This is a genomic window from Pseudomonas sp. EB271-G4-1 (genome assembly GCF_058791355.1).
In genome coordinates this window covers 109,279-119,801 of sequence record NZ_JBYTEO010000008.1, presented here as the reverse complement: position 1 = coordinate 119,801, position 10,523 = coordinate 109,279, and the positions used below count along the sequence as shown (strand labels likewise).

At 59.3% G+C, this 10,523-nt stretch carries 8 protein-coding genes and 1 tRNA gene; 8 read left to right on the top strand and 1 reads right to left on the bottom strand.

Features of this window, described 5'->3' with window-relative positions; genetic code table 11:
- Window positions 1-243 precede the first annotated feature (243 nt).
- Window positions 244-330 (bottom strand) — tRNA-Leu (locus AC3WWR_RS06485).
- 225 nt (window positions 331-555) lie between these two features.
- Between AC3WWR_RS06485 and rnr the strand changes: the two genes are divergently transcribed.
- The 8 genes from rnr (at window position 556) to AC3WWR_RS06445 (ending at window position 10,353) form a co-directional block, all read left to right on the top strand.
- On the top strand, window positions 556-3,183 hold the full coding sequence (rnr, locus tag AC3WWR_RS06480) for a ribonuclease R (protein ID WP_020797701.1): 2,628 nt from the start codon (window positions 556-558) through the stop codon (window positions 3,181-3,183).
- Window positions 3,180-3,947: a 23S rRNA (guanosine(2251)-2'-O)-methyltransferase RlmB gene (gene rlmB, locus AC3WWR_RS06475; RefSeq protein WP_020797700.1), complete on the top strand. Its 768-nt coding sequence runs from the start codon at window positions 3,180-3,182 to the stop codon at window positions 3,945-3,947. Before rnr ends, rlmB begins: the two co-directional genes overlap by 4 nt.
- 303 nt (window positions 3,948-4,250) lie before the next feature.
- Complete coding sequence (gene rpsF, locus AC3WWR_RS06470; RefSeq protein WP_003217491.1) at window positions 4,251-4,673, top strand: 30S ribosomal protein S6; 423 nt, start codon at window positions 4,251-4,253, stop codon at window positions 4,671-4,673.
- Window positions 4,674-4,701: 28 nt separating this feature from the next.
- Window positions 4,702-4,932, top strand: coding sequence for a 30S ribosomal protein S18 (gene rpsR, locus AC3WWR_RS06465; RefSeq protein WP_002551829.1), 231 nt, complete (start codon window positions 4,702-4,704; stop codon window positions 4,930-4,932).
- Window positions 4,933-4,968: 36 nt separating this feature from the next.
- On the top strand, window positions 4,969-5,862 hold the full coding sequence (locus AC3WWR_RS06460; protein ID WP_020797699.1) for a YybS family protein: 894 nt from the start codon (window positions 4,969-4,971) through the stop codon (window positions 5,860-5,862).
- 19 nt (window positions 5,863-5,881) lie between these two features.
- A complete protein-coding gene (gene rplI / locus AC3WWR_RS06455) occupies window positions 5,882-6,328 on the top strand; it encodes a 50S ribosomal protein L9 (protein WP_008058981.1) in 447 nt (148 codons plus the stop codon).
- A 134-nt stretch (window positions 6,329-6,462) separates the two neighbouring features.
- Window positions 6,463-7,860, top strand: a complete 1,398-nt coding sequence (dnaB, locus tag AC3WWR_RS06450) for a replicative DNA helicase (protein WP_008058980.1) — start codon at window positions 6,463-6,465, stop codon at window positions 7,858-7,860.
- 189 nt (window positions 7,861-8,049) lie between these two features.
- Window positions 8,050-10,353 (top strand): YgiQ family radical SAM protein, encoded by a 2,304-nt coding sequence (locus AC3WWR_RS06445; protein WP_020797698.1) that lies wholly within the window; start codon window positions 8,050-8,052, stop codon window positions 10,351-10,353.
- Window positions 10,354-10,523 lie beyond the last annotated feature (170 nt).

The window sequence follows — 10,523 nt, the reverse complement described above, 5'->3', positions numbered from 1 at the left end:
AGAAGACTCGAACTTCCACGACCTTGCGGTCACCAGCACCTGAAGCTGGCGTGTCTACCAATTTCACCATCTGGGCATTCATCGCGAGCGTTGCCGCTGTTGATGTGGCGCACTATACGGAGAGCAATTTGATCTGTAAACCCCTGATTTTAAATTTAATTAATCAAGGTCCCAGAATGCAAAAAACCCGCTTTCGCGGGTTTTGTGTGAGCTTTGAAATTGAACTAATCTCAAGCTCGAAATTGGTGCCCAGAAGAAGACTCGAACTTCCACGACCTTGCGGTCACCAGCACCTGAAGCTGGCGTGTCTACCAATTTCACCATCTGGGCAGTATCGGCAACGTTGTCCGTCGTCGATGGCGCGCACTATACGGAGCGTCTTTTTAACTGTAAACCCCCGACACCAAAAAAACCTGAAAAATTTCACCAGCGGTATTTAAATCAACATCCTGGTGTCGATATAGGGCTTTAGATGAGGCGTCTTAGCCTGAAATTTCCCGTTTCATTACGCCTATGCCAAACTAACCCGTATATAGACAAGGTGAAAACTCTCTAATGGCCGATTGGCAGTCCCTCGATCCCGAGGCCGCTCGTGAAGCGGAAAAATATGAAAACCCCATTCCTAGCCGCGAACTGATCCTTCAGCACCTTGCTGATCGAGGTTCGCCTGCTAACCGCGAGCAACTGGTCGAAGAGTTTGGTCTGACCACGGAAGACCAGATCGAAGCCCTGCGCCGCCGCCTGCGCGCCATGGAGCGCGATGCTCAACTCATCTATACCCGTCGCGGCACTTATGCGCCGGTGGACAAGCTCGACCTGATCCTGGGCCGCATCAGCGGTCACCGCGACGGCTTCGGCTTCCTGGTGCCGGACGACGGCAGTGACGACCTGTTCATGAGCCCGGCGCAAATGCGCCTGGTGTTTGACGGCGACCGTGCACTGGCGCGTGTTTCCGGGCTGGATCGTCGCGGTCGCCGCGAAGGCATGATCGTCGAAGTGGTGTCCCGTGCTCACGAGACCATCGTCGGTCGTTACTTCGAAGAAGGCGGTATCGGTTTCGTCGTCGCAGATAATCCGAAGATCCAGCAGGAAGTGCTGGTGACGCCGGGTCGTAACGCGAACGCGCAGATCGGTCAGTTCGTCGAAGTGAAGATCACTCACTGGCCGACGCCACGCTTCCAGCCGCAAGGCGATGTGGTTGAAGTCGTGGGCAACTACATGGCGCCGGGCATGGAGATCGACGTTGCCCTGCGTACCTACGACATTCCTCATGTCTGGCCTGATGCCGTACTCAAGGAAGCCAGCAAGCTCAAGCCGGAAGTCGAAGAGAAAGACAAAGAGAAGCGCATCGACCTGCGTCATCTGCCGTTCGTCACCATCGACGGCGAAGATGCCCGCGACTTCGATGATGCGGTCTACTGCGAAGCCAAGCCGGGCAAGCTGCGCCTGTTCTCCGGCGGCTGGAAGTTGTACGTGGCGATTGCCGACGTTTCCAGCTACGTGAAGCTCGGTTCGGCACTGGATGCCGAAGCTCAGGTTCGTGGCAACTCGGTGTACTTCCCCGAGCGCGTGATCCCGATGCTGCCTGAGCAGCTGTCCAACGGATTGTGCTCGTTGAACCCGCAGGTCGATCGCCTGGCCATGGTTTGCGAGATGACTATCTCCAAATCCGGCGAAATGACCGACTACTGCTTCTACGAAGCGGTGATCCACTCCCACGCCCGCCTGACCTACAACAAGGTCAGCGCGATGCTGGAAACGCCCAAAGCCAGCGAAGCCCGCAAGCTGCGTGGTGAATACACTGACGTGGTGCCGCACCTCAAGCAGCTGTATTCGTTGTACAAGGTATTGCTGGCGGCTCGTCACGTGCGTGGCGCGATCGATTTTGAAACCCAGGAAACCCGGATCATCTTCGGCTCCGAGCGCAAGATCGCGGAAATCCGTCCGACCATCCGCAATGACGCGCACAAGCTGATCGAGGAATGCATGTTGGCGGCCAACGTGGCCACCGCCGAGTTCCTCAAGAAGCACGAAATTCCTGCGTTGTACCGCGTTCACGACGGCCCGCCGCCGGAGCGCCTGGAAAAATTGCGCGCATTCCTCGGCGAACTCGGCCTGTCCCTGCACAAAGGCAAGGATGGCCCGTCGCCGAAGGATTACCAGGCACTGCTGGCTGGTATCAAGGATCGTCCGGATTTCCACCTGATCCAGACCGTGATGCTGCGTTCGTTGAGCCAGGCGGTGTACAGCGCCGATAACCAGGGTCACTTCGGCCTGAATTACGAGGCGTACACCCACTTCACCTCGCCGATCCGCCGCTACCCGGACTTGCTCACTCACCGGGCGATCCGCAGCGTGATCCATTCGAAGCAGGACACCCCGCACGTTCGCCGTGCCGGTGCGATGACCATTCCGAAGGCGCGCATCTATCCGTACGACGAAGCAGCCCTGGAGCAGCTCGGCGAGCAGTGCTCGATGAGCGAGCGCCGTGCCGATGAAGCGACCCGCGATGTCGTGAACTGGCTCAAGTGCGAGTTCATGAAAGATCGCGTTGGCGAGTCGTTCCCGGGTGTGATCACTGCGGTCACCGGCTTTGGCCTGTTCGTCGAGCTGACTGACATTTACGTCGAAGGCCTGGTGCACGTCACCGCGCTGCCGGGCGATTACTACCACTTCGATCCAGTGCATCACCGCCTGGCGGGTGAGCGAACCGGTCGTAGCTTCCGCCTTGGCGACACCGTTGAAGTACGCGTCATGCGCGTCGACCTCGACGAGCGCAAGATCGACTTCGAGATGGCCGAAAAAACCATCAGCGCGCCGATCGGCCGCAAAAAACGTGGCAGCGAAACCGCGGCACCTGCTGGCAAAGCCGAAGCAGAGCCGGCGCCGGCGAAAACCGGTCGTCGTCCCGCCAAGGAAAAGGCAGTCGAGGCCTATCGTCCGAGCGATGCGGCGGCGAAAAATGCCGAAGTGCGCAAGAGCCGTGAAATGAAGCAGGCGTTGCTCGCCGGCGCGAAAAGCGGCGGTAAAGCGGCGTCTGCGGGAAAGACCAGTCGGTCGGCGCCTGACAAGGCTGTCGGCGGCAAGCCAGCCAAACCGAGCAAGCATCGTAAAGGTCCGCCAAAAGCGGGCTCGGCCCCAGCCAAAAGCGGCGGGGCGCGTAAACCTAAGGCCAAGTCATGAGTCAGTTGGAAAAGATCTACGGCGTACACGCTGTAGAAGCATTGTTGCGTCATCACCCGAAGCGCGTGAAGCAGATCTGGCTGGCTGAAGGCCGCGGTGATCCGCGGGTGCAGACGTTGATCGAGTTGGCCAACGAAAATCGTGTGCAGGTCGGCCAGGCCGAGCGTCGTGAAATGGACGCCTGGGTCGAGGGCGTGCACCAGGGCGTGGTTGCGGACGTCAGTCCGAGCCAGGTCTGGGGCGAGGCGATGCTCGACGAGCTACTCGATCGCACCGAAGGCGCACCGTTGCTGCTGGTACTCGACGGCGTGACCGATCCGCACAACCTGGGCGCCTGCCTGCGTTCTGCCGATGCGGCGGGTGCGCTGGCGGTGATCGTGCCGAAGGACAAGTCCGCAACCCTGACGCCGGTCGTGCGAAAGGTTGCGTGCGGGGCGGCGGAAGTGATTCCGCTGGTGGCCGTGACCAACCTGGCGCGTACCCTGGAAAAACTCCAGCAGCGCGGCCTGTGGGTCGTGGGCACGGCAGGGGAGGCCGAGGTCAGTCTGTATGACCAGGACCTGACCGGTCCGACCATCCTGATCATGGGTGCCGAAGGCAAAGGCATGCGCCGCCTGACCCGCGAGCATTGCGACTATCTGGTGAACTTGCCGATGGCCGGTAGCGTCAGCAGTCTCAACGTTTCCGTGGCGACGGGCGTATGCCTGTTCGAAGCGCAGCGTCAGCGTAGCGTCAAAGCCAAGGCTGCCGCCAAAAAGCCCTGATTGAAACACCACCTGTAGGAGCCGGCCTGCTGGCGATATCGGAGTAACATTCAGCATCAATGTTGAATGTAGCGCCCCAATCGCGAGCAAGCTCGCTCCTACAGTGTTTTGTGGTGTGGCATGAATTGAGGGTTGTTCAAATAATCACCAATTCCCTTGCGCCTCCCACGCCCCTTCTCTACAATTGCGCCCCTTGCTGTGATGGCAGGCACCAACGTGTCTAGCGTCCACAAGTCCATAAGTGTCATTCACTCCTTGTCTGACCGCTTTTGAGCGGCAGGCCACAACCCGTAAGGAGCATTCATGCGTCATTACGAAATCATCTTTTTGGTCCACCCGGATCAAAGCGAGCAAGTCGGCGGCATGGTTGAGCGTTACACCAAGCTGATCGAAGAAGACGGCGGCAAAATCCACCGTCTGGAAGATTGGGGTCGTCGTCAACTGGCCTACGCAATCAACAATGTTCACAAGGCTCACTACGTGATGCTGAACGTTGAGTGCACTGGCAAGGCCCTGGCCGAGCTGGAAGACAACTTCCGCTACAACGATGCAGTGATCCGTAACCTGGTCATCCGTCGCGAAGAAGCCGTTACCGGCCAATCCGAGATGCTCAAGGCTGAAGAAAACCGCAGTGAGCGCCGTGAGCGTCGCGACCGTCCTGAGCACGAAGGCGCTGAAAGCGCTGATAGTGATGACAGCGACAACAGCGATAACGCTGACGAGTAATCCACGGACCTTTTAAGGAGCCTATCAAATGGCACGTTTCTTCCGTCGTCGTAAATTCTGCCGCTTCACCGCTGAAGACGTGAAAGAGATCGATTACAAAGATCTCAACACTCTGAAAGCTTATGTATCCGAGACCGGCAAAATCGTTCCAAGCCGCATCACCGGTACCAAAGCACGTTATCAGCGTCAGCTGGCCACCGCTATCAAGCGCGCCCGCTTCCTGGCCCTGCTGGCCTACACCGACAGCCACGGCCGCTGAGACCGGGCAGTCGACACGTAGCAAAGGATTGAATGTATGCGTGCCTTAGCTGAGTTCATCATGCGGGGCCGTATGCAGGCCACTCTCGTAGTGGCTGGATGCGCGGCATTGCCGTTGTTGTATTGGTTGGGTGCTGCCGCCGGATGCCTTGTGCTCCTGCGGCGCGGATTGAAGGACGCCCTGGGCGTTCTTGCTCTGGGACTGCTGCCAGCGTTGATCTGGTGGCTTTACTCCGACGACCCACGGGCACTTCTGGTGCTGCTGGGGTCTGCGAGCCTTGCGTTGGTTTTGCGCGCAAGCGAGTCCTGGAACCGCGTGCTGCTGGTCAGCATAGCGATGGGAGTGGTGTTTTCAGTGGTGCTGGGGGCGGTTTTTGGTCCCCAGATCGAGATGCTGGCGCAGGCTTTGATAAAAGTCATGCCGTCGCTACTCGGTGAGGTCTACCAGCAAATGTCGGTAGACGAGCAAGCGCGTTTCGCGTCCCTGATTACACCGATCCTGACCGGCCTGATTGCGGCCTTGTTGCAAATCGTCAGTGTGCTGAGCCTGATTGTCGGGCGCTACTGGCAGGCGTTGTTGTACAACCCCGGTGGTTTTGGTCGCGAGTTTCGCGCCGTCCGAATCCCGCTGGGTCCCGCGATGTTGCTGCTGGCGGGCATGGTTGTGACACCGAACCTTGGTGTCCAGATGTCCATGCTGGTACCGCTGTGCAGCGTACCGCTGGTTTTCGCCGGGCTGGCCCTGATTCACGGGTTGGTGGCGCAAAAGCGACTGGCCAAATTCTGGCTGGTGGGGTTGTACGTCACGCTGTTGCTGTTCATGCAGCTGATCTATCCGTTGCTGGTGGTCTTGGCCATCGTCGACAGCCTGATTGATTTTCGCGGTCGTCTCGCGCCGAAAGACGCCGATGACGCGAACGGTGAAGGTTAAAAGTTAAGAGGATTTTCACATGCAACTGATCCTTCTGGAAAAAGTCACCAACCTGGGCAACCTGGGTGACAAAGTGAACGTTAAGGCTGGTTACGGTCGTAACTACCTGCTGCCTTACGGCAAAGCTACCGCTGCGACCCCAGCCAACCTGGCTGCGTTCGAAGAGCGTCGTGCTGAGCTGGAAAAAGCCGCAGCAGATCGTAAATCGTCGGCTGAAAGCCGCGCTGCCCAACTGGCCGAGCTGGAAGTGACCATCACTGCCACCGCTGGCGACGAAGGCAAGCTGTTCGGTTCGATCGGTACTCACGACATCGCTGACGCACTGACCGCCTCCGGCGTTGAAGTAGCGAAAAGCGAAGTTCGTCTGCCGAACGGCACTATCCGTAACGTAGGTGAATTCGACGTAGCCGTGCACCTGCACGCCGAAGTTGAAGCCACTGTACGCGTTGTCGTGGTAGCAGCTTAAGCAGCACTTGTCGGCTGGCACCCTCGGGTGCTTGCCGGTAACATCGGGCACGATCCTGTTCACAGGTCGTGCCCTTTGTCTTTCTGGTAACGCCCGTTTTCAATCCCTGCTTTTCCTCAAACAACCAAGTGGCCATGAACGAAATCTCTGCTCCCGAGCAATACGATCTGCAAACCGCCGCGCTGAAGGTGCCGCCCCATTCCATCGAAGCCGAACAGGCTGTACTCGGTGGTCTGATGCTGGACAACAACGCCTGGGAGCGCGTGCTTGATCAAGTCTCCGACGGCGATTTCTATCGACATGACCACCGCCTGATTTTCCGTGCGATCGCCAAGCTGGCCGATCAGAACATGCCGATCGACGTCGTGACCCTGTCCGAGCAGTTGGACAAGGAAGGTCAGACCTCGCAAGTCGGTGGCCTGGGTTACCTGGGCGAACTGGCGAAAAACACGCCTTCGGTCGCCAACATCAAGGCCTACGCGCAAATCGTTCGTGAGCGGGCCACCCTGCGTCAGTTGATCGGTATCAGCACCGAGATCGCCGACAGTGCCTTCAACCCGGAAGGCCGTACCGCCGCCGAGATTCTCGATGAAGCCGAGCGGCAGATCTTCCAGATCGCCGAGGCCCGGCCGAAAACCGGTGGCCCGGTGGGTGTGAATGACCTGCTGACCAAGGCCATCGATCGCATCGACACCCTGTTCAACACTGACAACGCCATCACTGGCCTCTCCACCGGCTACACCGACCTCGACGAGAAGACCAGCGGCCTGCAGCCGGCGGACTTGATCATCGTCGCCGGCCGTCCGTCCATGGGTAAGACCACCTTTGCCATGAACCTGGTGGAAAATGCCGTATTGCGCAGCGAGAAAGCGGTTCTGGTTTACTCGCTGGAGATGCCAGGCGAATCGCTGATCATGCGTATGCTGTCGTCCCTCGGCCGAATCGACCAGACCAAGGTACGTTCCGGCCAGTTGGAAGATGACGATTGGCCACGCCTGACCTCGGCGGTCAACCTGCTCAACGATCGCAAGCTGTTCATCGACGATACCGCCGGCATCAGCCCCTCGGAAATGCGTGCACGAACCCGCCGCCTGGTGCGTGAGCATGGCGAAGTCGGCTTGATCATGATCGACTACCTGCAACTCATGCAGATCCCGGGCTCCAGCGGTGACAACCGGACCAACGAGATTTCCGAGATCTCCCGGTCCCTGAAAGCCCTGGCCAAGGAATTCAACTGCCCGGTCGTTGCGCTGTCCCAGCTGAACCGTTCCCTGGAACAACGCCCGAACAAGCGCCCGGTGAACTCCGACTTGCGTGAATCCGGAGCGATCGAGCAGGACGCCGACGTGATTATGTTCGTGTACCGCGACGAGGTGTATCACCCGGAGACCGAGCACAAAGGCATTGCCGAGATCATCATCGGCAAGCAGCGGAACGGGCCGATCGGCTTTATTCGCCTGGCCTTTATCGGCAAATACACGCGGTTCGAGAACCTGGCGCCCGGTAGCTACAACTTCGACGACGACGAATAAGTTATAGCGTCTGCCATGGCCTCTTCGCGAGCAGGCTCGCTCCCACAGGTTCAGTGTGATCTCTGTGGGAGCGAGCCTGCTCGCGAATGGGGGTGGCGCAATTTCCGACCACAGTCGTCGGAATTGGTCAAAATTTGTGCTATATTCCGCGCCCGCGAAATTCAATGAAAGCCAACACCGGTTATCGACATGCAAGCAGCCAAACCGTTATTTGACTATCCGAAGTACTGGGCCGAATGTTTCGGACCGGCGCCATTCCTGCCGATGAGCAGGGAGGAGATGGATCAGCTCGGCTGGGATTCCTGCGACATCATCATCGTCACCGGTGATGCCTACGTCGATCACCCGTCGTTCGGCATGGCGATCATCGGCCGGCTGCTGGAGTCCCAGGGCTTCCGCGTCGGGATCATTGCCCAACCGAACTGGCAGTCCAAGGACGACTTCATGAAGCTCGGCGAGCCGAACCTGTTCTTCGGTGTCGCGGCCGGCAACATGGACTCGATGATCAATCGCTACACCGCCGACAAGAAAATCCGTTCCGACGACGCCTACACCCCGGGTGGCCTGGCGGGCAAGCGTCCGGATCGCGCGAGCCTGGTCTACAGCCAGCGCTGCAAGGAAGCCTACAAGCACGTGCCGATCGTGCTGGGTGGCATTGAAGCGTCCCTGCGCCGCATCGCCCACTACGATTACTGGCAGGACCGGGTGCGTAACTCGATCCTGATCGACGCCTGCGCCGACATCCTGCTCTACGGCAACGCCGAACGTGCGATCGTCGAAGTTGCGCAGCGTCTGTCCTACGGTCACAAGATCGAAGACATCACCGATGTGCGCGGCACCGCGTTCATCCGTCGCGATACACCGAAAGACTGGTACGAAGTCGACTCTACGCGTATCGACCGTCCGGGCAAGATCGACAAGATCATCAACCCGTACGTGAACACCCAGGACACCCAGGCCTGCGCCATCGAGCAGGAAAAAGGTCCGGTTGAGGATCCACAGGAAGCCAAGGTCGTGCAGATCCTGGCCAGCCCGAAGATGACCCGCGACAAGACTGTGATTCGTCTGCCGTCGGTGGAAAAGGTCCGCAATGACGCTGTGCTCTACGCCCACGCCAACCGCGTGTTGCACCTGGAAACCAACCCGGGCAATGCCCGTGCCCTGGTGCAGAAGCACGGCGAAGTCGATGTCTGGTTCAACCCGCCACCGATTCCGATGACCACCGAAGAGATGGACTACGTCTTCGGCATGCCTTACGCACGCGTTCCGCATCCAGCGTATGGCAAGGAGAAGATCCCGGCCTACGACATGATCCGTTTCTCGGTGAATATCATGCGTGGCTGCTTCGGCGGCTGCACTTTCTGCTCGATCACCGAGCACGAAGGCCGGATCATCCAGAACCGCTCCCACGAATCGATTATCCGTGAGATCGAGGAAATTCGTGACAAGGTTCCCGGTTTTACCGGCGTGATCTCCGACCTGGGTGGTCCGACGGCGAATATGTACCGCATCGCCTGCAAGACCCCGGAAATCGAATCCGCGTGCCGCAAGCCGTCTTGCGTGTTCCCGGGCATCTGCCCGAACCTCAACACCGACCACTCGGCGCTGATCCAGTTGTACCGCAGCGCCCGTGAATTGCCGGGTGTGAAGAAGATCCTGATCGCCTCCGGCCTGCGCTACGACCTCGCGGTCGAGTCCCCGGAATACGTTAAAGAGCTGGTGACCCACCACGTTGGTGGCTACCTGAAGATCGCCCCGGAACATACCGAGGAAGGTCCGCTCAACCAGATGATGAAACCGGGCATCGGCAGCTATGACAAGTTCAAGCGCATGTTCGAGAAGTATTCCAAGGAAGCCGGGAAAGAGCAGTACCTGATTCCGTACTTCATCGCCGCCCACCCGGGCACCACCGACGAAGACATGATGAACCTGGCCCTGTGGCTCAAGGGCAACGGTTTCCGTGCCGACCAGGTGCAGGCGTTCTACCCGTCGCCGATGGCCACTGCCACCGCGATGTACCACTCGGGCAAGAACCCGCTGCGCAAGGTCACCTACAAGAGTGACGCGGTCACCATCGTCAAGAGCGAGGAGCAGCGTCGCCTGCACAAGGCGTTCCTGCGTTATCACGATCCGAAAGGCTGGCCGATGCTGCGTGAGGCGTTGACCCGCATGGGCCGCGCGGACCTGATCGGGCCGGGCAAGAACCAGTTGATCCCGCTGCACCAGCCGTCCACCGACAGCTATCAGAGTGCCCGTCGCAAGAACTCGACGCCGGCGGGCAGCCACAAGGTTGCAGGGGAAAAGACCACCAAGATCCTGACCCAGCACACCGGCCTGCCTCCACGCGCCAGCGATGGCGGCAACCCGTGGGACAAGCGTGAGCAGGCCAAGGCGGCGGCATTCGCTCGCAACCAGCAGGCGGCCAAGGAGCGCAAGGAAGCAGCCAAGGGCAAAGGGCCCAAGCCTGCGCGCAAGCCGGTCGTGCCGCGCTAAAACTCACTTGAGCTGAACAGAACGCCAACCTGATCGTTCCCACGCTCCGCGTGGGAATGCCTCAAGGGACGCTCCGCGTCCAGTGACGCTGAGCGTCACGGGCTGCATTCCCACGCGGAGCGTGGGAACGATTGCCGCCCTTTCGCCACAAATCCGTGCAATCCTCTCCA

What these genes read in the sequence shown, in the direction of transcription:
- rnr (WP_020797701.1), top strand. Translation starts at nt 556, where the DNA reads ATGGCCGATTGGCAGTCCCTCGATCCCGAGGCCGCTCGTGAAGCGGAA.
- rlmB (WP_020797700.1), top strand. Translation starts at nt 3,180, where the DNA reads ATGAGTCAGTTGGAAAAGATCTACGGCGTACACGCTGTAGAAGCATTG.
- rpsF (WP_003217491.1), top strand. Translation starts at nt 4,251, where the DNA reads ATGCGTCATTACGAAATCATCTTTTTGGTCCACCCGGATCAAAGCGAG.
- rpsR (WP_002551829.1), top strand. Translation starts at nt 4,702, where the DNA reads ATGGCACGTTTCTTCCGTCGTCGTAAATTCTGCCGCTTCACCGCTGAA.
- AC3WWR_RS06460 (WP_020797699.1), top strand. Translation starts at nt 4,969, where the DNA reads ATGCGTGCCTTAGCTGAGTTCATCATGCGGGGCCGTATGCAGGCCACT.
- rplI (WP_008058981.1), top strand. Translation starts at nt 5,882, where the DNA reads ATGCAACTGATCCTTCTGGAAAAAGTCACCAACCTGGGCAACCTGGGT.
- dnaB (WP_008058980.1), top strand. Translation starts at nt 6,463, where the DNA reads ATGAACGAAATCTCTGCTCCCGAGCAATACGATCTGCAAACCGCCGCG.
- AC3WWR_RS06445 (WP_020797698.1), top strand. Translation starts at nt 8,050, where the DNA reads ATGCAAGCAGCCAAACCGTTATTTGACTATCCGAAGTACTGGGCCGAA.